Origin of the sequence: Pseudomonas sp. FP2196, assembly GCF_030687715.1 — a bacterium.
Lineage (GTDB): Bacteria > Pseudomonadota > Gammaproteobacteria > Pseudomonadales > Pseudomonadaceae > Aquipseudomonas.
Genome location: NZ_CP117445.1, coordinates 5,382,712 through 5,406,295, shown reverse-complemented (window position 1 = coordinate 5,406,295; position 23,584 = coordinate 5,382,712). Strand labels below are relative to the sequence as shown.

Genomic DNA, 23,584 nt, shown 5'->3' with positions numbered 1-23,584 from the left:
GGCCCTAACCCTCCCGAAACGCCGGACCGCCCAGAGGGAGAGGGCTGGGGTGAGGGGCCGCAATCTGCAGCCTTGTCGAGAGTCAAAGGCTAACCCGTCCCGCCCCATCACCTAAAGAGTGCGATTTCCCCGTCCCTACGCTAACCTGCGGCCATGTTTTACGAGGTCGACTATGCACATTCATATTCTGGGTATCTGCGGGACTTTCATGGGCTCGATGGCGGTGCTGGCCAAAGAGCTGGGCCATCACGTGACCGGCTCCGACGCCAACGTCTATCCGCCGATGAGCACGCAGCTTGAGGCCCAGGGCATTCAACTGACTCAAGGCTACGATCCGGCCCAACTCGATCCGGCGCCGGATCTGGTGGTGATCGGCAACGCTATGTCCCGCGGCAATCCGGCGGTGGAATATGTGCTGAACAAAGGCCTGCCATACGTCTCCGGCCCGCAGTGGCTGGCTGATCATGTGCTGCAAGGTCGCTGGGTGCTGGCCGTCGCCGGCACCCACGGCAAAACCACCACCAGCAGCATGCTCGCCTGGGTGCTGGAACACGCCGGCATGAGCCCGGGTTTCCTCATCGGCGGCGTGCCGCAGAATTTCTCGGTGTCGGCACGTCTGGGCGGCACGCCGTTCTTCGTGATCGAGGCTGACGAGTACGACAGCGCATTCTTCGACAAACGTTCGAAGTTCGTTCACTACCGCCCACGCACCGCGATCCTCAACAACCTTGAGTTCGATCACGCAGACATCTTCCCTGATCTGCCGGCGATCGAGCGGCAATTCCACCATTTGGTACGCACGATTCCGAGCGAAGGCCTGGTGATCCACCCGACCACCGAGCCTGCGTTGCAGCGAGTGATCGAAATGGGCTGCTGGACTCCGGTGCAGACCACCGGGGCCGGCGGTCAGTGGCAGGTCAAATTGCTCAGCGAAGACGGCTCAGCCTTCGAGGTGATGTTCGAAGGCGTGTCCCAAGGCACGGTCGAGTGGGAGCTGACCGGTCAGCACAACGTCGCCAACGCATTGGCCGCGCTGGCTGCCGCGCGTCACGTCGGTGTCGTGCCGTCGATGGGCATCGCCGGGTTAAGCGCGTTCAAGAACGTCAAACGTCGCATGGAGAAAGTCGCTGAGGTTCGCGGTATCACCATTTACGACGACTTCGCCCACCACCCGACGGCGATTGCCACCACCCTCGACGGCCTGCGCAAGCGCATCGGCGACGCACCGCTGATTGCGATCATCGAACCGCGCTCCAACTCGATGAAGCTCGGCGCGCACCGCGACGGTTTGCCAGACAGCGTGGTCGATGCCGATCAGGTGATCTGGTACGCCCCGGCCAACCTTGGCTGGGATCTGGGCGCCACCGCTGCGCTGTGCACCGTGCCTTCGATTGTCAGCGATTCGCTGGAAGGCATCATCGAACGCGTGAAGAGCCAGGCTCAGCCCGGCACTCACGTCGTGATCATGAGCAACGGCGGCTTCGGCGGCCTGCACGGCAAACTCGCCGAGGCGCTGCAATGAACACTCGTTTGGAGAGCAATGGCCCCGAACGCATCACGCTGGCGATGACCGGCGCCTCAGGCGCGCAGTACGGTTTGCGCCTGCTCGATTGTCTGGTGCGGGAAGATCGCGAGGTGCACTTCCTGATCTCCAAGGCTGCGCAACTGGTGATGGCCACCGAAACCGATGTCACGCTGCCGCCCAAGCCGCAGATGATGCAGGCGTTCCTCACCGAATACACCGGAGCTGCCGCCGGGCAGATCCGCGTGTACGGCAAGGAAGACTGGATGTCGCCGGTGGCTTCCGGCTCCGGCGCACCCGCGGCAATGGTCGTGGTGCCGTGCTCGACCGGCACGCTGTCGGCGATTGCCACCGGTGCCTGCAACAACCTCATTGAACGAGCGGCGGACGTGACGTTGAAAGAGCGTCGCCAGTTGATTCTGGTGCCGCGCGAGGCGCCGTATTCGAGCATTCATCTGGAGCACATGCTCAAGCTGTCGAACATGGGTGTGACCATCCTGCCAGCCTCGCCGGGTTTCTATCACCAGCCGCAGACCATCGATGACCTGATCGATTTCGTTGTCGCGCGGATTCTCAATCTGCTGGGGATTCCTCAGGACATGCTGCCGCGTTGGGGCGAGCATCATTTGAGCAGCGATGAATAAACTGCTGGTGGTTTGTCTGGCGCTGCAACTGAGCGGGTGCGCCACGGCGCGCACGCTCGATGCGGCCAAACCGGGAGCACCCGTGGTGTATTCGGGAACGCGGCTGGATTTGTATGCGTTGAATGGCGGGTGTTGCGCGATGGATCGGTTTGGGGCAGAGGCGCCGAGCTATCCGGGTGTGGACCTGCCGGCGAGTGCGTTGCTCGATACGCTGCTGTTGCCGCTGTCTTTACTCACCGTGCTCGGCGTGAGTTTTCAGGCAACTGGCGGATTGTAAAAAACAAAAGATCGCAGCCTTCGGCAGCTCCTACATGAGATCACCTGCAGGAACTGACGAAGGCTGCGATCTTTTGATCTTATTTACCGAGTTTCCTCAGTTCATCCGACTCGATCACCCGCACCCCATCCTGTTCTTCCAGCGCCAGACGCCACATCGCCCGCGCCAATTGGCACGCCTCGATCCCGCGGTATTTGCCGGGAATCAATTTTGAAAACGGCGCGGCAAGCTGCTCGCCCAGACGTGGCTCGGTACGTTCCCCGAGCAATAGTGACGGCCGGCAAATGGTCAGTTGCGGCCAGTCCTGCGCGCGCAATGCCTGTTCCATTTCCCCTTTGACGCGGTTGTAAAAAACCGAAGACTTCGGATCGGCCCCGATTGCACTGATCACGATCAGATGCCGCGCGCCCATTTCCCGAGCACGTTTGGCGAACGCCACCACCATGTCCAGATCCACCGCGCGAAACGCAGCTTCGGAGCCGGCCTGTTTGATCGTCGTGCCGAGGCAGCAATAGGCGATGTCGACGCGACCGCTCAGTTGCGGCAAAAACGCCTGTGGGTCGCCGACCGGGTTTTCCAGATGCGGATGTTCGGCCAATGGTCGACGGGAGGGGGCAAGCACGCGGGTAATCGTTGGCTCGTTGAGCAAACGGTCGAGTAGATGTTCACCGGTCAAACCGGTGGCTCCGGCAAGCAATACGTGCTGAGGCGTCAAGTACATAGTGTCTCTCCCTTGATACTGTTCAGCTTAGTTGCTCTTTATCGCTCCGTCGTTCAACGCAGCACTTTGCAAAGCTTTTCTCGCTTGCTGTTTACGTAGCAGTTGCCAGTGCGACAGCACGGTTTTCGGCGCCCAGATCTGCGGCTCCGAAGCTTCGAAATTATCCGCCAGTTCACGCTCGGCAACGGTGGCCTTGGCCAGTTTGAAAGCTTGTTCGAGATCGTCGGTCTGGTTCAGCGCCTGGGCGAACAGTGCGTCGCCGAAGTAGGTGAAGTTAGCCTCTTCCGAGCAGCCGAAGGACACCCGGTCGGCACGCGAGGCGGTCATGATCAGCGTGCGCTCGTCTTTGAGAGCGGGGATGAAACCGCCGGAGTAGCACGACGAAATCACAATGATCTTGTCGCGGTTTTTCAGCGGTGCCAGCACGGCGGCGAGTTCGTCGGCGGGCAGATCGGCCAGCTCCATGCGTGGCTGGTCGAGTACCAGTTCGTGCTCGGCGGTGCCGTGGCTGGTCAGGTAGATGAACAGCAAGTCTTCCGGGCCACTGCGTTCGGCCAGGGTCTGCGCGGCGCGGCGCAGGTTCTCGCGGGTGGCCATCGGCCGGTCGCCGAGGTGGTCGCGATGGTTGACCAGACGGATCTGGCCATAAGCGCCGAAGCGCGTGTTGAGCATGTTGGCGACGTAGTCCGATTCGCGCAGGAACACGCTCTGCTTGCCATCGCCGCCGAGGGTCAGGGTGTACAGCTCAACGGCCGGGGTCGAAGCCGGGATCGCGGCCAGTGCGTCGTCGAGCAGGCGGCCCTGAGCGAGCAAGCCGAGTTCGAGGGTGTCGGGTAGCAACTTGCCGTCGGCATCACGCACGCGCTGGCCGTTGATCCAGGTGCCGCTCATCACTGTGCCATCGGTCAGCACCAGCGTGCCGCGTCCCGAATAACTGTCGCTGTCGAATCCGCCGACATAGAAGCTGCCATCGGACAAGTTCAAACGGCCCTGACCGCTGAAGCGCCAGTCGCTGAACGAACCGACGTAGTGGCTGCCATCGGCGCCGATCAATTCGCCCTTGCCGGTCAGTGCGCCTTCCTTGAACTGGCCGAGCCAGACATCGCCGTCGGCGTTTTCATAGCGGCCCTTGCCGTGCAACTGATTGTTCTTGAAGCCGCCGACATAGATGTCGCCATCGGCGCTGTTGAAGGTGCCGTTGCCTTCCAGTTGACCGTTGACGAAATGGCCGGTGAACGAGTTGCCGCTGGCGTCGCCGCGCTGGCCTTCGCCATTCGGTTTGCCGTGGGCGAACTGGCCCTGATAGGAGCTGCCGTCATCCATTTCCAGACGGCCGAGCCCGGAGTACTGATCAGCCTTGAATTCGCCACGGTAAGTCATGGCGTTTTCTTTCAGGGTGCCTTCGCCATCGCGTCGGCCCTGCTTGAAGCTGCCGGTGTAACTGCTGGCATTGGTCGTCAGGCTGCCCTGACCGTCGAACAGCCCTTGCTGGAACTGGCCGCGATAGACTTCGCCATTGCTGCCATGCCATTCGCCCTGACCATGCCACTGACCTTTGTCGAACTGCCCGGCGTACCAACTGCCGTTGGGGTAGTCGACGCGCCCCTGTCCCTGCAACAAGCCATCGACCAACTCGCCACGATAGCGTCCGCCGTCGGGCAGGCGCGCATCGGGAGGCAACAGCGATTCGCCGTCACCGCAAGCGGTGAGCATCAGGGTCAAGGCAAGGGGAGCAAGAGTCGCAAGTGAGCGCATAGCGGGATCCGGGCAATTAGGCGACCGAGTATGCCGCAGCTATGCGTCGCGTATATAGAGACGTGACGCGAAACAGCGTGCGCTGCTTCGCATCCGCAGCGATCAGACGAAACAGAGCGACAGTGGCTCGGCGATGTAGGCCGGTTTGTCCGAGCCTTCTATCTCCAGTGTCGCGGTCGCCTTGAGCAGCCACTGGCCAGGTTTTTTCTCGGTCACTTCGCCCAGATCGACCTTCAGGCGAACTTTGGAATTGACCTTCACCGGTTGAATGAAACGCACGCTGTCGAGGCCGTAGTTGACCACCATCTTCACGCCTTGCGGCAGGATCAGGATGTCTTCCATCAATTTGGGGATCAGCGACAACGACAGGAAACCGTGAGCGATGGTGCTGCCAAATGGCGTTTGCGCGGCTTTGACCGGGTCGACGTGAATGAACTGATAATCACCGGTGGCTTCGGCGAACAGGTTGATGCGTTCCTGATCGATGGTGAGCCATTCGGAACGTCCGAGTTCCTTGCCGACATAATCTTTGAGCTCTGCAACTGGAACATAGGGCATTGAGACTCTCCTTGGGTTCATCGGTTTTATAGTTTTTCAGGTGGGGGATTTGACCGCCCTGCGAACCACTGTAGATCATCATGGCGATTTGCTCCGGTCAACCGACCATGCTTTTGGCGAATGCCGATCCATAGCGCAGGCGTGCTTATAATGCCGACGACTTGCAGGGTGAAAAGTAAGACGGAGATGTCGGATGTTGCTACGTGGCCTGACCATGCTGGTGCTGTTTCAATTGCTCGGCACGGCACTCAATCATTTGTTGTTGCCAGTGCTGCCGGGGCCGATCATCGGTCTGCTGCTGTTGCTGGTATTCCTGATCATTCGCGGTGAAGTCGGCGAGCCGTTGAACCTGGCGGCCAGTAGCCTGCTGCGTTATCTGCCGTTGCTGCTGGTGCCACCTGCGGTGGGCGTGATGGTTTATGCCACGGCCATCGCCGCCGATTTCTGGGCGATTGTCGGCGCCCTCGTGGTGTCGCTGATTCTGTCGATGGCCTTCGCCGGCGTGCTGATGCAGCGTATGGTCAAGCGTCACGCGCCCCCGTCGGAGGAATCCTGATGCTCTTCGATTGGCACGGCGCCTGGGCGTCGGTGATTCACCATCCGCTGTTCGGCATCGGCATCACCCTCGGTGCTTATCAACTGGTGCTGGCGGCGTTCGAGAAAACCCGCTGGATCTTTCTGCAACCGGTGCTGGTCTCCATGCTGTTGGTGATCGGTGTGCTGGTCGGTTGCGGGCTGACGTACGCCGAGTATCGCAAGAGCACCGAGATCCTCAGCATCCTGCTGGGGCCGGCGACTGTGGCACTGGCCGTGCCGCTGTATCTCAATCTGCGGCGCATTCGCCAATTGTTCTGGCCGATTTTTACTACGCTGGTGATAGGCGGGGTGGTCGCCACGGGCATGGGCGTGGCGCTGGGCTGGTGGTTCGGTGCCGACCACATGATTCTGATGACCATGGCGCCAAAGTCGGTGACCTCGCCGATCGCTATGCTGGTGGCCGAACAGATCGGTGGCGTCGCGGCGCTGGCGGCGGTGTTTGTACTGATCACCGGGGTGATCGGCGCGATCTTCGGCCCGACGCTGTTGAACCGTCTCGGTGTGCACAGTCCCGAGGCGCGCGGCATGGCACTGGGCATGACCGCCCACGCGGTTGGCACGGCGGTGGCGATGCAGGAAAGTGATGAGTGCGGTGCCTTCGCGGCGCTGGCGATGAGTCTGATGGGCGTGGCCACGGCGGTGTTCCTGCCGTTGGCGGTGTCGATGGTGGTGTAAGGAAATGTCTATGAATCTGCCGCTTTTTCCGCTGAACACTGTGTTGTTTCCCGGCTGCAACCTCGACTTGCAGATCTTCGAGGCGCGCTACCTGGACATGATCGGTCGCTGCATGAAACAGGGCGGCGGCTTTGGCGTGGTGTGCATTCTCGACGGCCACGAAGTCGGCGTCGCGCCAGAAGGTTTTGCACTGGTCGGCTGTGAGGCACGGATTACCGATTTCCAGCAGCAGGACAACGGGTTGCTTGGTATTCGCGTGCAGGGCGGTCGGCGCTTCAATGTGTTGCGCACCGAGGTGCAGCGCGACCAGTTGATCATCGCCGACGTCGAGTGGCTGGATGACGAGCCCGAGCAGCCGTTGCAGGACGAAGATGCCGACCTGGTGGCGCTGCTCAAGGCGTTGGCTGAGCACCCGATGGTCGAGGCGCTGAACATGGGCACCGACGCGGCCGGACAGCAATCGCTGGCCAATCAGTTGGCCTATCTGCTTCCTTTTGCAGAGGAAGACAAAATCGACCTTCTGCAACTGGATGATCCTCAGCAACGTCTGGATGCGATTCAGGCATTGCTCGATGAATTGCAGGGTGAACTGTTCGCCTAGTTTCACTTTGAATCAACTCCCTGGACTTGCCAGTATTGTTTTGATTGTTTCCTTGGCATAACTTCAAGTTGCCCGCAGGATGCGGGTGACTTGAATAATGATAAGGAATAAATCATGACTGTATATGAAGATGAATGGGCTTTCTGGGACGATATTGCTGGTAAGTACATTTTCAAACATGCCGGCAGCGACCATAACGTCAATCACATTATTGAAGCCGCGGCAGTCTATGCCGACAAGATGGTCATTGAACGCCGTAAGCGCAAAGCAGCAAAAATTCCTGCCAGTGAAATACCTCGGGTTGCAATGAAGTTGGCAGCGCTGGACGCTCCAGCGGTCTGATTAATTTATTGTCTTTTTCGAATAGTTGCCCGCTGCCTTGGGGTTGCCGGTAGCGTGACATTTATAAGTAGGTGTTTTTTATGTCTTTGCGTAAGAATAATAACAATGCTTTTACAGCGAATTTGTACTTGAATGGTTTGCCGTTGGTGCTCAATCAGCAGCGCTTGAAGCAGTTATTGCGTGAACCCAGAATTACCAAGCGTGAACAACTGGATGCCGAAGTGGCTCTGGCCAATAGTCACGAAGCCAGTTTTATCACGCTGGCCGGCCACGAGGATGATAAACCGCTGCTGCTGAAATTTACCCCGCAAGGCGATAGTTATTCGATCAACATCGCACTGCGCGGTGTTTTCGATGGCGCACGCTGGGTCATTGAAAGTGACACCTATAATTTACGGGTCAGTCACAGCGAGCGCAGTGAGGTGTTCTCCATCAGCAAGGTGGTGGGGGAGAAAACCTCCCTCGATGATCTTGAAGCAGGGCCTGCTTATATTCATCTGGTGGCTGACTCAAATAAAAAATCCTTGTATAGCAGTACGGCGGGCCAAGTGAGTTTTTTCAAGAGCGTAGATCCTAATGTCACAGGGCACGTGGCTTACAATAATAAGCCTGCGGTATTTGTGATAAAGGTGATTGATAAACTTCCCGTCGGTGCTTGAAGTGATACGCCATTCATTCATTAAATGAATGGCGTGATTCAAGGCTTGAAGGGGTTGTTTTTGGTCAGGGCCTGTAATGCTCGGGCACCGGCCAAGTGACATCATCGGAGAATGTGCTGCTGCCTTTCGGCAGATCCAGCACCACACCACCTGACGCGGCGATTTCATCTATCAGTTGGTCATAGCGAAACAACTCTTGTAAGCGGAATTCGTTGTCGGGAAATACTTCGAGGTGAGTGCCTATGACTTCGTCGTTACCTGCCCACGTTGCTTGCTCGATCGCCTCTGCGTTATCACCGGCTTGCAGAAGGATGTCTTCAACCCGGGCTGCCCGACTCAAGTCCGAGTGCACCCGCCAGATGCGCTCGGCGCTGAGACCCCGGGTAGGCATTGAGATCCGGCCTTCCAGTGCATTCCCGTCAAAATCCATGTTGTTCAGGTAAATGTTTTCTGCTCGAGGGACCACCTCGATGCCGCGGGTGTCGATGGCATAAAGGAAGCCAAGTTTCTGTTCGCGCCGCAGCAATGGATAGTCACGCGAGTTGTCCATTTCAAACGATGTATCAGATTCCCCATCCGTGCTGTGTCGATGTCCGCTAGACGAATCGCTGTCACTGACATGCCCTGGATAGCGGTTGGCCTGGCTGTTGTAATGCCGAGGGTTGGAGTAGTAATCAAATCCCATGTAGGTCAAGCCGTTGGCCAGGCCAAATGTCGCGCTCAAAGCTCGTTTGGTTGTGGAGTCGGAGGGGTTGCCCCGCAGTTTCACCAGGCGTTTGTCCCGAGCCAGTTCCCTTGAGCCGATCCTTCGGCCGATTGAGAAGTGCCCGATGTGACGATGAGCGTCACATCGGGCGAGGCGTTAATCAGGTTCAGTCAGGATCAGGGAGTACTGTCCGATGCGATAACCAGGTCTTCGGGTTTGATCCGGCAGGCTGGATCTTTGTCGATTCCCCAGTAGTCGTTTGTCGAGTGGTAATACACCGCGCCGTCCTTTTTCGGTCTCACGCCAATGTTCTGGACAACGACCCTGACGGCCAGCTCATTGCGCTGCCGGTGCAGACGAATGTCCGCCAGCAGGGCTTCGACGCTGGAATAGCTTTGCGCGTTGATCAGGTAAAGTTGCAGCACTTCAAACAGCAGTGCGACTTCATAGATATTGCCGGAGCGGGTCACCACACTGATGGATTCGACCGGTACGTTATCGTCCATGCTCGGCAGTTCGATCAAGGCACTGCCCACCCACAGGCGGTCGCTCTGCAGTTGGATATCGTCGCGGGTGATCGCTTCTGTCATCGCGCTGGTGTACAGGTTCCAGATCGAGGCATCGGCGATTTTTGCGGTGGCGTCCGGGGTGGTCAGACGAATGATCGTGTTACTGGCCAGGTGAATGTCGTAGATCGAGCTTTCACCTCTCAGAACATAGATGCCGCTGTGGGATGTTGCCTGTATATCAACACGGTTGGGTTTTGCGGAAAGCGCAATGGTGCGCGCGACGTTCGGTCTGGAAAAGAGGTAGTTGCCGTCGCGAGGCTTCAGGCAACTGCCCGCCTTGCGGATTTTGTTGCCGGGTTCATCGGCGTCTGACAAATAGGGAATGTCGGGCAGTTGAAGCCGATACGAGATGCCGTCCTGCGTCACCAGGACAATGTCTTGTACCAGGCGCGGAATCGTGACCTTGAGACTGTTTCTGCCACTGTAGCCATTGGCTTGAGTCGAGGCCTGAACGATACCCTTGAACACCACGACTTTCGATGGAAGCAGCAGCGAGATGTCGATGTTGCTGTAGAACAAGTGAGTGTTGCCCGACACACCGTCGCGTTTTTCAACGCGGTAAGTGACGATGACGTCGGCAATTTCAAGGTCATTGAACTCAAGGAAGATGACCCTGGAGGTTTCCGCAAGATCGTGTCGGGCCACCAATTCGACCCTGCGCTGGGTGCGTGCCACGAAGTGCTGATTCGATCCCTCCTGCGTGAGTGCAACGGTGCCGCCATTAATGATCTCGGGGCTGGTATCGGGTTTACCGATTGCGCTGATCACGACCTCAACGTCCTGTGCCAGCGGTGCGCTCATCTGCGGAGGCAGGGGAAGTACCAGCTCATAGCCGTCCTGGGTTTTGAACAGCAGTTGGCTATTTTTCAGCTGACGCTGACCCTCGACCCACTGGTAGACGTTTGCAATGGTCAGGACATGATCAGGGTCTTCACCATCCTTGCCACGTAATGAGGTGACGATCAGCGAGGTGTCGACGATCTGCCAGCGCTGAATCCTTGCGATGGGCCAGCCGAACTCGATCACACTCGATTGTTCACCGTCTTCGATGATCAGCGCCACGGCTGAGGTGTCGGCGATGTAATAGCGATCCTGGCCAGAGCCTCCGTCGACACGGCAATCGGCACCGCGAAGGACAATGGTGTCATCACCGGCGCCGGCATCGATGTGGTCATTGCCATTGGCTGAAATTCGATTGGCCTTGTCGTTGCCGGTGATGCGATTGACACCGTTGCGCAAGGTCGAGATGTTCTCGATGGACTGGATTTGTGCGACGTCGACTGCGTCTGTCGCACAATTATGGCTGCGCAGAGCGACCTTTCCAGTGTGCAGATTGACGTCATAACCGACGTGGCGGGTATCCGTGACGGGGCGGCGACCTTCAAAGGCAAGCGTGTCGAAACCCTCACCGCCATCAAGCGTGCTGGTGAGCGCAGAGGCGCTCACCCGGTTGAGTATTTTTTCGGTGGTCTCAAAGTAAAACTCATCAGCCTTGTTGCCGCCCGTCAGGGTCTTCACACCCTCCCGATAACTGAAGAGATTGGACTTGTCGCTGACTCCGATGACTCGGTCAGTACCGTCATCGAGTCGCCAAAGCACCCCTTTGTCATCACCGGGCGTGCCTTTGACGCTGCCCTTGAGGTTCGCCGGTATGCCATTGCGTGCGTCGATGATGTCGTCACCGCCAACGATGACGGGGTCGCTGTCCATCTTGAAGGCCTGCTCCCCGGCATGCTCGTTCCACTCATGCCGCCAGATTTTCATGGGCTTGAGTTCAACGCTGAAACTGCCGTTGACCACATATTCGACGAAGTTCTTGTACGCGCCCTCCAGCAAGGTTTTGGCGGAGACTTCCAGCTGTTTGTTATGCTCGCTGAAGGCTTTGGAGATTTTGAAACGATCGAGCACTTCTTTGTCCAGTTCCTGCCCGGTGAAGGCGAACCAGCCTGAGCGTAAGCGCTCGTGCGCGCTCAGTTCGATGTAATCGTCAATGTCGTCCACGACCCGGGCGGCCTGGTAGATCATTGATCCGAGGATGAGTATGGTCGCTGCGGCAAGCCCCAGCGGGCCGGCGACGCTACCGAAGCCGGCCAGCGCCGCCACGCCCAGCGCCAGGCTGATGCCGGCGCCCGCCACGCTCAGAGCGCCGCTGACATAGTGATCCTGCGCCTCCTTGCCGCTGGTCACGGCGGCCGCATTGAAAGATTTGACGGCATCAGTGATGTCGAACGGCAGGGTAATCGCACTGGCAAAAAGGCCTGCGCCGCGACTGAGGCGTTTGCCTGCCGATGTCAGCTGAAATCGACCAAATGCCTGCGAGCCGTTTCTGAGCATGGCTTCGCCCGTCTTGGTCAGGCCGCGTTCGATAATCAGCGAGCCGACTTCGGCAGCGATGGATCCCCCTTGGTACACCGCCTCCAGTGAGTCGCCTTTCTTTATCGCATCCATCACCCCCATGTAGCCGCTGTAGATACCGAAGGCTTGCAGCCCGACACCTGCGCCGCTCAATACATAACTTTTGGTTTTGCTGACCCATCCCGGTACGTTTTCAAAGGAGGCGACCCGGTGAATGTCGAGCTTTTGCGCCGCATTGCTCAATTGGTTGAGACGCTCCATCCCGCTGCCGGGGGGTAACGGTCTGGCGTTGACGAACAGCGGTGAAGCGTCAATCGAACGCTTGCAGGCAATTTCATAGAAGAGCGTGGCCACGACCCCGCTGGCGGAGATGTCCGCATGCTTCAGGCGGGCGTCGACTTTTGCCGAGTCGAAGTTGAGCGCGTCCAGAAAAGCCTGATCCGGCCGCTTCAGGTTAGCGCTGGAGGCGCTGATGGGCTGGCCATGAACGGCGGCGCCCAGGGCTTCGAGTTCTACTCGACTGACCCAGACTTCGCCGATGCGCAAAGGCCCGAAATGTTTGTCGAGGGATTTGAGCGTGTGCTTTGAGGCGTCAACCGCAGGCTCGGCGTTCGATGTCGAGGAGGATGTCTCGAGCTTGCCGGGGTGAGGGGCGTGAGTATTGGCCGAAGTGCTGATTTGCGTTACTTGAATCGTGTTGATTGCGGGCGTTTCAATTGCCGGTTCGATAAGTTTTGCCACGATTTGATCCCTCAATGATAAGCGTCATGTCGCCCCGGTTTCCGTACCGGTCTGCAGGTTGATGCGTTGTTGCGGTTAAAACATGAAAAGTGAGTCCGAGCGAAAGTCCTGAAGCGCGTTTATTCGGGCCACGTGATGTCATACCCGAATTCGTTTTTATTGCCGGAAAGTTTAAGGATGGGTTTGCCCGCCACATCCACGGCATTGATCAAACGATCGTATTCATCCTGGTTGGAATGCCCCGCGTGAGTCGTCGATTCAATACGCGATGCGTTTCTGCCGGCCTGTTCGCGAATGTCATGAACGAGTGCAGCTTTTGTCAGTGTCGAATTCAGTAACCAGATGCGGTCTGCGTCCAGGCCCCTTCTAGTGACAGAAATCAGGCCTTCATAGTCGTCGGTGGGAAACCAGGTGCCCTGGTTTGACCGGGCGGACGAGTTGAACAGATGGTTTTCTTCATGCGGGACCACTTCCAGTTGGCGGGTGTCGAGCACATACAGAAACATGTGCGTCTGGCGCTCTCGTGTCCGTTCGTAGTTGCGTTCTCGATCGAGCGCGACGGGACTCCCGGCGTCCGACCAATCGGAGGATGAGCTGCTGTCGCTATGTTCACTGGCATCGCTGTTCGGGGGCGTATCGTCCCCGGCCCTGCCGGGGTATTTGTTGGTCTGGCTGTTGAATCGCAAGTACTCGGGGTCGGGTGCGCTAGCGTACTTTTGCCCTTCTTGAAGGCTGAATGTGGCGCTCATCGGCTTGTGTGTGGTGGCACCGGGTTCGTGCGCATAGCGGGGAAGCATGGCGTCGTCATTGGCCAATTCGAAGGGGGTGCGGTCATCGCCTCTGAACAGAGCCGGAACGTCGGTTCGGTAAAGGCAGTTCTGTGCGTTGCGCAAGTAACCCATTTTGGCCAGGAGGGCTTCGCGCAGTTCATCGGTCATGCTGCTTTCGGGGTAGTACCAGTCGTGCCGGGCTTCACGTTTCAGATTCAGCTCCTGGATCGCCTGCTGGCTGAACGCGTCGAGCCGATGCGGGTTGGCGGTATCTTCCATCAGGCGTTTGTGCGCCGTTGCCCATTCGGGCATCGCCAGCGCGGTCTTCAGATCCTGCTGTAAACGGGTCAATTGACTCGGCAACAGGTTGTAAGACTGCAAGAGTGTCTGGCGTTCTTTCGTTGTCATGGCGGGATGCAGCCAGCGCAGGGAGTCGCGTACCAATACAACGACTGGATCGCCCGTTTCCCGCGGCTCGACCCAAAGGGGCGGTTTGCCGGTGGCTTGGGCTTGCACGCGGAAACGTTCGATGTCCTGGCCTTGAATCGCGTAAGCCTCCCAGATCTCCTGATCGGTCCAGTGCTTCAAGTGCGTGGGTGGCAAGCCGAATCCTGCGGGCGGCGGATCGACCTGAATCCATCTTCCGTATTTATCTCTGAAAGCAAACCGTGTCTGCGTTTCACTGATTCCCAGCCTCGGCTCAAGCTCGTAATAACCCTGCGAGTCCGGAGAGCGGTGCGACTCTTTGTAGCGGTTTGGGTCGATGAACGTCGGCTCCTCGGCCGGGCGAGGTTTTTTGGGGGGGGCGGGTTGATTCGGCTGTTCGCTGGCAGGTTGATGGGGGCGTTTGAGTGCGTCGCTGCCTGTGTCTTTTGGTTCCGGGCGGATGGCAGGTATTTCGCTTTCCTGAACGGTCAGGCGCCAGGTCGGCCGTCCGTTGTTTTTGTAGATGACCGGGCCAAGTGGATAGCGATCCTGCAGCGACTTCATACGATGGGCTTTGAGTTCGTCGTCAAAGTCGGCATGCGCGGTCCGCAGCACACCTTCATGTTCGATATCGACGAATTTTCGCCCGACGATATAGCGCCAGCCTTCTGCGTCGGCGGCTTGCATACCCCGCAGGAAGTTATCGGGCAGCCACAATTCATCTATCGACCTTTCATGTGAGCGGACGGCGGAACCGCGTGTTGGTATCTCGGTGACTCGCACCGCAGGTGACGGATTGTGTTCGTTGTCCGGCCGGATCACGGTTTGTTGATCCGAATGGATGGAAAAAGGGGCGTCAACAGACTCGGGCAGGCGTCTGGCGATGAAGTCGGGTTGTCGGGTTAGAGGGATGTTGAGCTCTGTTGTTTGAATTGTCGAAACGGGCGCTTTGCGCGGTATCTTGGGGCTCATGGATTACTCAGAGTAGAGGAGGAGAATATGTTTAAGTTTGTGGTGGTTTGCCGATAGTGTTTTTTTTGGTAAATCAGTTGTTGCAGTTGTATTTAACTTTTGTGATGGGGCGGGTTTAATGTAATTGATTTTTCAGGGTGTGAAAGACAGGTCTTTCTGGTATTTCAGTTAAATATGTAACTTTGATTTTAAGTTTGATTTAAAAGTAGGTCTTTGGAGTTTTTGAACTAAGAATATTTACCGTGCGGTATTAATCAGGCGTAGGGCAGGCGCGCCACTCTTGTCGGAATAATCCTCAAAGAGTGGCGGAGGGGGCAGGGGGAGGTATTTAGTAGGCGTAACGCAACAGTGTGTGCGGCAGGTGACGAAAGACGAAGAAGCTGAACAGCAACACCAGCGCCGGCAGAATCAGCCACCAGACCTTGAAGGGCATGGCATTGAGTGGCGTCTGACGCTGGTTCAGCCAGAGGCTCGCCGCACATACGCAAATGGCCAGCATGGCGCCGGCGAGAATGTCCGTCGGCCAGTGTGCGCCCAGATAGACGCGTGAAAGCGCAATCGCAAAGGCTGGAATGCAGCCGATCAACAGCCAGGTCAGGCGCATGCGCGGCGGTTGCCCGCGTCCGGCGAGGACGGCGAGGGTCAGGAACAGTGCAAACGAACCCGAGGCATGGCCGCTGGGCATGCTGAAACTGGTGATCGGGTCGGTCAGCACCTCCGGGCGTACCCGGGCGAAAAACAGTTTGGTCCCGGTGTTGGCGAGCGCGGTGACGAGGAGGGTGCTGCCCGCAAAAATCGCCTGACGCCACTGCCGGCACAGCAGCAGCAGAGCGGTCAGCAGGATGCTGAACAGCAGCATGTTGCGGAATTCGCCGATCAGCGTCAGCGTGACCGCGATTTCATCCAGCACCGGCTGCCGATGTTCCTGCACCAGCGTCATCACGCCTTGGTCGAGGGCCGTCAGGTACGGATAACCGATGAACAGGCCAAGCAGAATCAACAGGCTCATGCTGCTGATCCAGATCGTCGCGCGGCGATGGCGGCGCAGGCTGCTGTTCACGCTGAGGCCGACCATCACCGCGATGCAGCCGGCGACGATCCCTGCCTCAAGCCAGAAGCCTTCCGGTAAAGGCAGGCGGAATGCCGCGCCGGTAGCCCAGCCCGGTAGCAGGTAGGCCAGACTCCAGCCAGCGGCGGCCAACAGGCTGACGGCAACGAAGCGCGGGAACGGCATGTCGCACATCCCGGCAACCATCGGCAGCATCGGTCGCAACGGGCCGATAAAGCGCCCGACCAACAGACTGGCGATACCGTAACGCTGGAAATAGCTCTCGGCGCCGGCCATCCATTCCGGGTGATGGCGCAGGCCCGGCAGTCTTCGGATGTTCTGGTGGAAATGGCGACCGAGGAAGTACGAGATCAAATCACCGAGGATGCCGCCGAGAAAACCCAGCAACAGGGTTTCGCTCAACGACAGCGCGCCGCTGCCGGCCAGCACCGCCACGGCAAACAGCAGCACTGTGCCGGGGACAATCAGGCCGGCAATCGCCAGGCATTCGACAAGGGCAACAATGAACACCGCCACGGCTAACCACTGAGGGTTGGCCGCCAGCCACCCGGTCACGCTATCGAGCCATGGGCCCATACAGACAACTCCATTTCATTGATTGCCCCCTGTAAGAGCTGCCGAAGGTTGCGACCTTTTGATCTTGAAAAACAAAGATCGCCGACTGCTGCAGCTCCTGCACAGGGGTAGTTTTTACAGCAGAAAATAATCCTGGCCTTCGACCTGACCCCGGCGCAGCGGGTTCCGCGTACACCATTGCGCATAAGCGGCGTCAACGAAGCGGTACATCAGGTGTTCGTCACGGCCATGGGGAATGCCCAGGCGCGTGGTTTGAATGATGTGCGAGGGCGCAGCCCCGGCATCTTCCACCAGCAAAAGCTCATGATCGAAGCGCTTGGCGTCCCACACCGGCACTTTCAGTCCCAGCGCCTTGCAGAGCAAGGTCTGACCGGCACAGAGCTTCTGCGACGGGCGCAGGCGACCTTGTGCATCAGGATTGTTCAGCAGCATTTGCGCCAGACTGTCCGGCCCGCTGATCTCATCGACCCACGGGTAGGCCGATTTGATCAATACCGCATTACCCGGCCCTTGCGCGCTGAAGTTCAGCGAATCGCCGCCACGGGCGTAATACATATAGATGTGGCCGCCATCCAGAAACAAAGCCTTACGCTTTTCTGTGTAGCCAAGGGACGCGTGGCTGCCTTTTTCCGCACAGTAATAGGCTTCGGTTTCGATGATCCGGGCGCTGAGCCACACATCACCGACCCGGTGGCGGATGACTTTGCCGAGCAGATCCTGCGCGAGCACTTGGGCGTCACGGTCGAAAAAAGCGTCCGGAAGTCCCAGTGGCAGGCGCTCGTCACGGGTGCGAACGGTGAGGTTGGACATGGCAGGCAAGGTTTATCCAGGCTGAATGAGGTCGAGATGATAACAATTCGAGGCTTAATCCCGGCTGAACGTCGGCAATTTGTCGTCCATTTCGACCATCCGCCCGTCACCGCTGTTAGTCCCGGGACGCGACAGCTATAATCTGCCGCTTTCCTCTTTGCCAAGACCCCAGCAGACCATGACTGAGTCCGTTCTTGACTACATGACCCGATTGGGTCGCGCCGCCCGCGAAGCCTCCCGGGTCATTGGCCGTGCCAGCACCGCGCAGAAAAACCGCGCCTTGCAGGCTGCTGCCAATGCACTGGATGCCGCTCGCGCCGAGCTTGCTGCAGCCAACGAACAGGATCTGGCCGCCGGCCGCGCCAATGGTCTGGAGCCCGCACTGCTGGAACGTCTGGAACTGACCCCCGCGCGCATTGACGGCATGATCGTCGGTTTGCGTCAGGTCGCAGCGCTGCCGGACCCGGTCGGCGCGATCCGTGACATGAGCTTCCGCCCGTCGGGCATACAGGTCGGCAAAATGCGCGTGCCGCTGGGCGTGATCGGGATCATCTACGAATCCCGGCCTAACGTGACTATCGATGCCGCCAGTCTGTGCCTGAAGTCTGGCAATGCAACCATTCTGCGCGGTGGTTCCGAGGCGATTCATTCCAACCGTGCCATTGCTGCGTGCATTCAACGCGGCCTGGCCGAGGCTGAGTTACCTGCCGCTGTGGTGCAAGTGGTTGAAACCACTGACCGCGCTGCCGTCGGCGCGATGATCACCATGCCTGAGTACGTCGACGTGATCGTGCCGCGCGGTGGCCGTGGCCTGATCGAACGTATCAGTCGCGATGCCCGGGTGCCGGTGATCAAGCATCTGGATGGCATCTGCCACGTTTACGTCAGCGAACATGCCGACCTGGCGAAAGCCCAGCGCATCGCCTTCAACGCCAAGACTTACCGTTATGGCATCTGCGGCGCGATGGAGACCTTGCTGGTCGATCACGCTGTAGCGAAGGATTTCCTGCCGTCGATGGCCGCCCAGTTCCGCGAAAAAGGCGTCGAACTACGTGGTTGCGAGCGTACCCGGGCGATCATCGAGGCAGTGGTGGCCAGCGAAGACGACTGGAACACCGAGTATCTGGCGCCGATCTTGTCGATCCGTGTGGTCGATGGTCTGGACCAGGCGATCGAGCACATCAACCATTACGGCTCGCACCATACCGACTCGATCGTCAGCGAAAACCTCGCCGACACTCGTCGTTTCGTGGCCGAAGTCGACTCGGCGTCGGTGATGATCAACACCCCGACCTGCTTCGCCGATGGATTTGAATACGGATTGGGTGCCGAGATCGGCATTTCTACTGATAAGCTGCACGCCCGTGGCCCGGTGGGCCTCGAAGGACTGACCTGCGAGAAGTACATCGTGCTCGGTGATGGCCAGTTGCGCGGCCAGGCGACGGTCTGACTTGACCGACCTCGACCTGACAGCGCCGCAAACCGGCAGCGAGTCCCGGCCCCGGCGCATTGGCATCCTGGGCGGCACGTTCGACCCGGTGCACATCGGCCATTTGCGTGGCGGGGTTGAAGTTGCCGAAGCGTTATCGCTCGATGAGCTGCGACTGACGCCGAGCGCGCGGCCGCCGCACCGTGATACGCCGCAGGTGTCGGCGCAGGATCGGTTGGCGATGGTCGAGTGCGCGGTGGTCGGAGTGCCGCCGCTGGTGGTAGACGCCCGCGAATTGCAGCGGGACAAACCGTCTTACACCATTGATACCCTGGAGTTGATGCGTGCTGAAATGGCCGCCGAGACCCAGGTTTTTCTGCTTTTGGGCTGGGACGCATTTTGCGGCCTGCCCACTTGGCACCGCTGGGAAGAGTTGCTCCAGCATTGCCACATCCTGGTGCTACAGCGCCCGGACGCCGACAGCGAACCGCCGGATGCCTTGCGCAACCTGCTGGCAGCGCGTTCGGTGAGCGACCCGCTGGCCCTGAAAGGGCCGAGCGGACAGATTGCATTCGTCTGGCAGACACCGCTCGCGGTCTCCGCCACCCAGATCCGTCAACTGCTGGCCAGCGGTAAGTCGGTACGTTTCCTGGTGCCCGACGCGGTCCTGGCCTACATCGATGCGCACGGTCTGTACCGTGCGTCGAACTGAACAAGGCGTGCTTCACTGATACGAATCCACGTGTCGCCAAGCCGCCGAATATATGAGCAAAACGAGTTTTATATGACTGACAAAGACCAAACCAAAGTAAAGCGCAAAGGCACATTCAAGAGCGCCCCGCTGCCAGAGCCGGTCAACACCAACGAGCCGCTGAAAGGTGACGAACTGGTCAAGCTGGCCGTGGCCGCCCTGGAAGACGTCAAGGCGCAAGACATCCAGATCATCGATGTTCGCGACAAGCAAAGCATCACCGACTACATGATCATCGCCACCGGTACCTCCAATCGCCAGATCAACGCGATGCTGGACAAGGTTCGCGAAGAAGTCAAAAAGCAGGGCGCCAAGCCGCTGGGCGAAGAAGGCAAGGGCGACAGCGACTGGGTGCTGCTCGACCTCGACCTGGTGATCGTGCACATGATGACCGCCTCGGCACGTCAGTTCTACGACCTGGAACGCCTGTGGGCCGGTGCCGAGCAAAGCCGTGCGGCCGACGCCAAGCACCACAGCCCGGAAAACACCCACGAGCATTTCACCAAGCTCAACAAAGACCAGCTGTAAGGGATTGCTGTGCGACTGCGACTGATCGCCGTCGGTTCACGCATGCCCAAGTGGGTGGAAGAAGGCTGGCATGAATATGCCAAGCGTCTTCCGTCCGAGCTGGCGCTGGAACTGGTGGAAATACCGCTCAATACCCGTGGCAAAAATGCCGACGTGGCCCGTTTCATCCGCCAGGAAGGCGAAGCCATGCTGGCCAAGGTCGGGCAGAACGAGCGGATTGTCACGCTGGAAGTCCACGGCAAACCCTGGAGCACCGAGCAACTGGCGGTCGAACTTGACCGTTGGCGGCTGGATTCGCGCACGGTCAACTTCATGGTCGGTGGCCCGGAAGGGCTGGCGCCGGAAGTCTGTGCCCGCGCTGATCAGCGCTGGTCGTTGTCGCCGCTGACGCTGCCGCACCCGCTGGTGCGGATCCTGATCGGCGAACAGTTGTACCGTGCCTGGACCGTGCTGTCCGGTCACCCTTACCACAAGTAAGCCTGCCCTCATGTCTCAGCCGATCCGCATCAAGGACCACGAAAAGGACGCACGTCTGGTGCGTGGCCGCGTCGTGTTCGGAGCCATTGTGGTGGTGGCGCTGATTTGTGTGCTGATTGCGCGGTTGTATTTCCTGCAGGTGATTCAATACGAGTACCACTCGACCCTGTCGGAAAACAACCGCGTCCATGTGCAGCCGATTCCGCCGACCCGCGGGCTGATTTTCGACCGCAACGGCGTGGTGGTGGCGGACAACCGTCCCAGCTTCAGCCTGAGCATGACCCGCGAGCGCTCCGGCGACTGGCAGCAGGTACTCGACGTCATCGTCGAAGTGCTGGAGCTGACGCCTGAAGACCGGGTGATCTTCGAGAAGCGTATGCGTCAGGGGCGCCGGCCGTTCGAGCCGGTACCGATCCTGTTCGAGCTGAGCGAAGAGCAAATTGCCCGCATCGCGGTCAACCAGTTCCGCCTGCCTGGCGTGGAAGTGGTGGCGCAACTGGTTCGTCACTATCCGCAGGGCGCGCATTTTGCGCACTCGGTGGGCTATATGGGGCGGATCAACGAGAAAGAGCTGAAAACGCTCGATCCGGTCAACTACAGCGGCACCCACCACATCGGCAAGACCGGCATCGAGCGCTTCTACGAGCCGGAATTGCACGGTCAGGTCGGTTATGAAGAGGTCGAAACCAACGCCCGCGGCCGCGTCTTGCGCGTGCTCAAGCGTACCGATCCGATTCCCGGCAAGGACATCGTCCTCAGCCTGGATATCAAATTGCAGGAAGCCGCCGAAGCCGCGCTGGGCGGACGTCGTGGCGCGGTCGTCGCGCTCGATCCGAAAACCGGCGAAGTGCTGGCGATGGTCAGTCAGCCGAGTTTCGACCCGAACCTGTTCGTCACCGGGATCAGCTTCAAGGCGTACGCCGAGTTGCGCGATTCCATCGACCGGCCACTGTTCAACCGCGTACTGCGCGGTCTGTACCCGCCGGGTTCGACGATCAAACCGGCGGTGGCGATTGCCGGTCTCGATTCGGGGGTGGTGACGGCGTCCAGTCGAGTTTTCGACCCGGGCTACTACATGCTGCCCAACTACGATCACAAATACCGCAACTGGAATCGCACCGGTGACGGCTTCGTCGACCTCGACACGGCGATCATGCGGTCCAACGACACCTACTTCTATGACCTGGCGCACAAGCTCGGCATTGATCGGTTGTCGGCTTACATGAACAAATTCGGCATCGGCCAGAAGGTCTCGCTGGACATGTTCGAAGAATCCCCAGGGTTGATGCCGTCCCGCGAATGGAAGCGCGCGACACGCAAGCAGGCGTGGTTCCCGGGTGAAACCCTGATCCTCGGGATCGGCCAAGGCTACATGCAGTCGACCCCGTTGCAACTGGCCCAGGCCACAGCGTTGGTGGCGAACAAAGGCGTGTGGAACCGCCCGCACCTGGCCAGATCCCTTGAAGGGGTGAAGCCGGTGGACGAAAACCCGATACCGGACATTGTCCTGCGTGATCCGTCGGACTGGACCAAGGTCAACCATGGCATGCAGCAGGTGATGCACGGTGCCCGAGGCACCGCGCGCAAAGCGGCCATCGGCGCGCAATACCGGATTGCCGGCAAGTCGGGTACGGCCCAGGTGGTCGCGATCAAGCAAGGCGAGAAGTACGACCGCTCCAAGGTTCAGGAACGCCACCGCGACCATGCCTTGTTCGTCGGTTTTGCTCCGGCAGATGACCCGCGAATCGTGGTTTCGGTGATGGTCGAGAACGGTGAGTCCGGTTCCGGCGTCGCCGCGCCGGTGGTGCGTCAGGTCATGGATGCCTGGCTGCTGGATCAGGACGGACGTTTGAAGGCCGAATACGCCAGCCCAATCAGTTCGGAGGCTACGGCCCGTGATGAATAACTTTGATCGCATGCTCTCTAGTGAGGATGTGATGCGTCGCCGCGCGACGCTGCTGCAAAGACTGCATATCGATGGCCCGTTGTTGATCCTGCTGCTGATCCTCGCCGCCGGCAGCCTGTTCGTGCTGTATTCGGCCAGCGGCAAGAGCTGGGATCTGCTGGCCAAACAAGCCACGTCGTTCGGCATAGGCTTAGTGTCGATGATCGTCATCGCCCAGTTTGAGCCGCGTTTCATGGCTCGTTGGGTGCCCCTGGGTTATGTGATCGGCGTGGTGCTGCTGTTGGTGGTGGACATCATGGGCCACAACGCCATGGGCGCCACACGCTGGATCAACATTCCCGGAGTGATCCGCTTCCAGCCCTCGGAGTTCATGAAGATCCTGATGCCGGCGACCATTGCCTGGTATCTGTCCAAACGTACTTTGCCCCCGCAGCTCAAGCATGTCGGCGTCAGCCTGATGCTGATCGGTGTGCCGTTCATTCTGATCGTGCGTCAGCCTGACCTTGGCACCTCGCTGCTGATTCTGGCCGGTGGGGCGTTCGTACTGTTCATGGGCGGGCTGCGCTGGCGCTGGATCCTCAGCGTGCTGGCCGCTGCGATCCCGGTGTCGGTGGCGATGTGGTTTTTCATCATGCACGACTACCAGAAGCAACGGATCCTGACGTTCCTCGACCCGGAAAGCGATCCGCTCGGTACGGGCTGGAACATCATTCAGTCGAAAGCCGCGATCGGTTCCGGTGGCGTCTTCGGCAAGGGCTGGCTGCTCGGCACTCAGTCGCACCTGGACTTCCTGCCGGAAAGCCACACCGACTTCATCATTGCCGTACTCGGTGAAGAGTTCGGGCTGGTGGGCATCTGCGCGCTGCTTTTGATCTATCTGCTGTTGATTGGCCGGGGGCTGGTGATTACCGCTCAGGCGCAAACGCTGTTCGGCAAATTGCTCGCCGGGGCGTTGACCATGACGTTTTTTGTTTACGTTTTCGTCAACATCGGTATGGTCAGTGGCCTGTTGCCGGTTGTAGGGGTGCCGTTGCCGTTCATTAGCTACGGAGGAACTTCGCTGGTGACGCTGCTGTCAGCGTTTGGGGTTTTGATGTCGATCCATACCCATCGCAAGTGGATCGCACAGGTTTGAATAAGGTGAAGAG

Annotated in this window: 22 protein-coding genes; 14 read left to right on the top strand and 8 right to left on the bottom strand. The window is 59.0% G+C overall.

Annotated features, from left to right (window positions below):
- The first annotated feature begins 172 nt into the window (after window positions 1-172).
- From mpl to PSH79_RS24220, 3 genes are read left to right on the top strand one after another with little or no spacing between them, the layout of a single operon-like run.
- Window positions 173-1,522, top strand: coding sequence for a UDP-N-acetylmuramate:L-alanyl-gamma-D-glutamyl-meso-diaminopimelate ligase (mpl, locus tag PSH79_RS24230; protein ID WP_016773007.1), 1,350 nt, complete (start codon window positions 173-175; stop codon window positions 1,520-1,522).
- Window positions 1,519-2,166: a flavin prenyltransferase UbiX gene (gene ubiX / locus PSH79_RS24225; RefSeq protein ID WP_187678807.1), complete on the top strand. Its 648-nt coding sequence runs from the start codon at window positions 1,519-1,521 to the stop codon at window positions 2,164-2,166. Before mpl ends, ubiX begins: the two co-directional genes overlap by 4 nt.
- Window positions 2,159-2,443: a YceK/YidQ family lipoprotein gene (locus PSH79_RS24220; protein WP_305439990.1), complete on the top strand. Its 285-nt coding sequence runs from the start codon at window positions 2,159-2,161 to the stop codon at window positions 2,441-2,443. The genes ubiX and PSH79_RS24220 overlap by 8 nt, the downstream gene beginning before the upstream one ends.
- 79 nt (window positions 2,444-2,522) lie before the next feature.
- Here PSH79_RS24220 and PSH79_RS24215 read toward each other — a convergent pair whose 3' ends face one another.
- The 3 genes from PSH79_RS24215 to PSH79_RS24205 all read right to left on the bottom strand — a co-directional run bounded on the left by PSH79_RS24215 (window position 2,523) and on the right by PSH79_RS24205 (window position 5,477).
- Window positions 2,523-3,164: an oxidoreductase gene (locus PSH79_RS24215; RefSeq protein WP_123535214.1), complete on the bottom strand. Its 642-nt coding sequence runs from the start codon at window positions 3,162-3,164 to the stop codon at window positions 2,523-2,525.
- Window positions 3,165-3,191: 27 nt separating this feature from the next.
- Window positions 3,192-4,919, bottom strand: coding sequence for a C13 family peptidase (locus PSH79_RS24210; RefSeq protein ID WP_305439989.1), 1,728 nt, complete (start codon window positions 4,917-4,919; stop codon window positions 3,192-3,194).
- A gap of 102 nt (window positions 4,920-5,021) precedes the next feature.
- Window positions 5,022-5,477 carry a MaoC family dehydratase gene (locus PSH79_RS24205; protein WP_007909575.1) on the bottom strand — a complete coding sequence of 152 codons (456 nt, stop codon included), beginning with the start codon at window positions 5,475-5,477 and terminating at the stop codon, window positions 5,022-5,024.
- Window positions 5,478-5,670: 193 nt separating this feature from the next.
- Here PSH79_RS24205 and PSH79_RS24200 point away from each other — a divergent pair, with 193 nt between their 5' ends.
- The 5 genes from PSH79_RS24200 (at window position 5,671) to PSH79_RS24180 (ending at window position 8,351) form a co-directional block, all read left to right on the top strand.
- Window positions 5,671-6,033 (top strand): CidA/LrgA family protein, encoded by a 363-nt coding sequence (locus tag PSH79_RS24200; protein WP_305439988.1) that lies wholly within the window; start codon window positions 5,671-5,673, stop codon window positions 6,031-6,033.
- Entirely contained in the window at window positions 6,033-6,749 is a 717-nt protein-coding gene (locus PSH79_RS24195; protein ID WP_305439987.1) for an LrgB family protein, read from the top strand. Before PSH79_RS24200 ends, PSH79_RS24195 begins: the two co-directional genes overlap by 1 nt.
- Window positions 6,750-6,759: 10 nt before the next feature.
- On the top strand, window positions 6,760-7,350 hold the full coding sequence (locus tag PSH79_RS24190) for an LON peptidase substrate-binding domain-containing protein (RefSeq protein ID WP_305439986.1): 591 nt from the start codon (window positions 6,760-6,762) through the stop codon (window positions 7,348-7,350).
- 114 nt (window positions 7,351-7,464) lie between these two features.
- On the top strand, window positions 7,465-7,692 hold the full coding sequence (locus PSH79_RS24185; RefSeq protein WP_305439985.1) for a hypothetical protein: 228 nt from the start codon (window positions 7,465-7,467) through the stop codon (window positions 7,690-7,692).
- A gap of 80 nt (window positions 7,693-7,772) precedes the next feature.
- Window positions 7,773-8,351, top strand: a complete 579-nt coding sequence (locus tag PSH79_RS24180; RefSeq protein WP_305439984.1) for a hypothetical protein — start codon at window positions 7,773-7,775, stop codon at window positions 8,349-8,351.
- 64 nt (window positions 8,352-8,415) lie between these two features.
- Here PSH79_RS24180 and PSH79_RS24175 read toward each other — a convergent pair whose 3' ends face one another.
- From PSH79_RS24175 to PSH79_RS24155, 5 genes are all read right to left on the bottom strand, one after another.
- Window positions 8,416-9,120, bottom strand: coding sequence for a hypothetical protein (locus PSH79_RS24175; protein ID WP_305439983.1), 705 nt, complete (start codon window positions 9,118-9,120; stop codon window positions 8,416-8,418).
- Between the two features lie 113 nt (window positions 9,121-9,233).
- Window positions 9,234-12,722, bottom strand: a complete 3,489-nt coding sequence (locus PSH79_RS24170) for a calcium-binding protein (protein WP_305439982.1) — start codon at window positions 12,720-12,722, stop codon at window positions 9,234-9,236.
- Between the two features lie 119 nt (window positions 12,723-12,841).
- The gene (locus PSH79_RS24165) at window positions 12,842-14,890 is read right to left on the bottom strand and encodes a hypothetical protein (RefSeq protein ID WP_305439981.1); all 2,049 of its coding nucleotides are present in this window, start codon (window positions 14,888-14,890) and stop codon (window positions 12,842-12,844) included.
- A gap of 328 nt (window positions 14,891-15,218) precedes the next feature.
- Window positions 15,219-16,535, bottom strand: coding sequence for a bifunctional DedA family/phosphatase PAP2 family protein (locus tag PSH79_RS24160; RefSeq protein ID WP_305439980.1), 1,317 nt, complete (start codon window positions 16,533-16,535; stop codon window positions 15,219-15,221).
- Between the two features lie 114 nt (window positions 16,536-16,649).
- The gene (locus PSH79_RS24155) at window positions 16,650-17,345 is read right to left on the bottom strand and encodes a DNA-3-methyladenine glycosylase (protein WP_305439979.1); all 696 of its coding nucleotides are present in this window, start codon (window positions 17,343-17,345) and stop codon (window positions 16,650-16,652) included.
- Between the two features lie 178 nt (window positions 17,346-17,523).
- On the opposite strand from PSH79_RS24155, the gene PSH79_RS24150 reads away from it, so the two are divergent.
- From PSH79_RS24150 to rodA, 6 genes are all read left to right on the top strand, one after another.
- Window positions 17,524-18,795 carry a glutamate-5-semialdehyde dehydrogenase gene (locus PSH79_RS24150; protein ID WP_305439977.1) on the top strand — a complete coding sequence of 424 codons (1,272 nt, stop codon included), beginning with the start codon at window positions 17,524-17,526 and terminating at the stop codon, window positions 18,793-18,795.
- On the top strand, window positions 18,764-19,486 hold the full coding sequence (nadD, locus tag PSH79_RS24145) for a nicotinate-nucleotide adenylyltransferase (protein WP_370872579.1): 723 nt from the start codon (window positions 18,764-18,766) through the stop codon (window positions 19,484-19,486). Before PSH79_RS24150 ends, nadD begins: the two co-directional genes overlap by 32 nt.
- 72 nt (window positions 19,487-19,558) lie before the next feature.
- Window positions 19,559-20,053 carry a ribosome silencing factor gene (gene rsfS / locus PSH79_RS24140; RefSeq protein ID WP_016986117.1) on the top strand — a complete coding sequence of 165 codons (495 nt, stop codon included), beginning with the start codon at window positions 19,559-19,561 and terminating at the stop codon, window positions 20,051-20,053.
- A gap of 9 nt (window positions 20,054-20,062) precedes the next feature.
- A complete protein-coding gene (rlmH, locus tag PSH79_RS24135) occupies window positions 20,063-20,530 on the top strand; it encodes a 23S rRNA (pseudouridine(1915)-N(3))-methyltransferase RlmH (protein ID WP_009051038.1) in 468 nt (155 codons plus the stop codon).
- Between the two features lie 10 nt (window positions 20,531-20,540).
- Window positions 20,541-22,436, top strand: a complete 1,896-nt coding sequence (gene mrdA, locus PSH79_RS24130) for a penicillin-binding protein 2 (RefSeq protein WP_305439974.1) — start codon at window positions 20,541-20,543, stop codon at window positions 22,434-22,436.
- Between the two features lie 31 nt (window positions 22,437-22,467).
- Window positions 22,468-23,571 (top strand): rod shape-determining protein RodA, encoded by a 1,104-nt coding sequence (gene rodA / locus PSH79_RS24125; protein ID WP_305444075.1) that lies wholly within the window; start codon window positions 22,468-22,470, stop codon window positions 23,569-23,571.
- Window positions 23,572-23,584: the final 13 nt, after the last annotated feature.

What these genes read in the sequence shown, in the direction of transcription:
- nadD (WP_370872579.1), top strand. Translation starts at nt 18,764, where the DNA reads ATGGCCAGTTGCGCGGCCAGGCGACGGTCTGACTTGACCGACCTCGAC.
- PSH79_RS24160 (WP_305439980.1), bottom strand. Translation starts at nt 16,535, where the DNA reads ATGGGCCCATGGCTCGATAGCGTGACCGGGTGGCTGGCGGCCAACCCT.
- mpl (WP_016773007.1), top strand. Translation starts at nt 173, where the DNA reads ATGCACATTCATATTCTGGGTATCTGCGGGACTTTCATGGGCTCGATG.
- PSH79_RS24155 (WP_305439979.1), bottom strand. Translation starts at nt 17,345, where the DNA reads ATGTCCAACCTCACCGTTCGCACCCGTGACGAGCGCCTGCCACTGGGA.
- PSH79_RS24195 (WP_305439987.1), top strand. Translation starts at nt 6,033, where the DNA reads ATGCTCTTCGATTGGCACGGCGCCTGGGCGTCGGTGATTCACCATCCG.
- PSH79_RS24215 (WP_123535214.1), bottom strand. Translation starts at nt 3,164, where the DNA reads ATGTACTTGACGCCTCAGCACGTATTGCTTGCCGGAGCCACCGGTTTG.
- PSH79_RS24150 (WP_305439977.1), top strand. Translation starts at nt 17,524, where the DNA reads ATGACTGAGTCCGTTCTTGACTACATGACCCGATTGGGTCGCGCCGCC.
- PSH79_RS24200 (WP_305439988.1), top strand. Translation starts at nt 5,671, where the DNA reads ATGTTGCTACGTGGCCTGACCATGCTGGTGCTGTTTCAATTGCTCGGC.
- PSH79_RS24165 (WP_305439981.1), bottom strand. Translation starts at nt 14,890, where the DNA reads ATGAGCCCCAAGATACCGCGCAAAGCGCCCGTTTCGACAATTCAAACA.
- rsfS (WP_016986117.1), top strand. Translation starts at nt 19,559, where the DNA reads ATGACTGACAAAGACCAAACCAAAGTAAAGCGCAAAGGCACATTCAAG.
- PSH79_RS24220 (WP_305439990.1), top strand. Translation starts at nt 2,159, where the DNA reads ATGAATAAACTGCTGGTGGTTTGTCTGGCGCTGCAACTGAGCGGGTGC.
- ubiX (WP_187678807.1), top strand. Translation starts at nt 1,519, where the DNA reads ATGAACACTCGTTTGGAGAGCAATGGCCCCGAACGCATCACGCTGGCG.
- PSH79_RS24210 (WP_305439989.1), bottom strand. Translation starts at nt 4,919, where the DNA reads ATGCGCTCACTTGCGACTCTTGCTCCCCTTGCCTTGACCCTGATGCTC.
- PSH79_RS24180 (WP_305439984.1), top strand. Translation starts at nt 7,773, where the DNA reads ATGTCTTTGCGTAAGAATAATAACAATGCTTTTACAGCGAATTTGTAC.
- rodA (WP_305444075.1), top strand. Translation starts at nt 22,468, where the DNA reads ATGCGTCGCCGCGCGACGCTGCTGCAAAGACTGCATATCGATGGCCCG.
- PSH79_RS24190 (WP_305439986.1), top strand. Translation starts at nt 6,760, where the DNA reads ATGAATCTGCCGCTTTTTCCGCTGAACACTGTGTTGTTTCCCGGCTGC.
- PSH79_RS24185 (WP_305439985.1), top strand. Translation starts at nt 7,465, where the DNA reads ATGACTGTATATGAAGATGAATGGGCTTTCTGGGACGATATTGCTGGT.
- mrdA (WP_305439974.1), top strand. Translation starts at nt 20,541, where the DNA reads ATGTCTCAGCCGATCCGCATCAAGGACCACGAAAAGGACGCACGTCTG.
- PSH79_RS24205 (WP_007909575.1), bottom strand. Translation starts at nt 5,477, where the DNA reads ATGCCCTATGTTCCAGTTGCAGAGCTCAAAGATTATGTCGGCAAGGAA.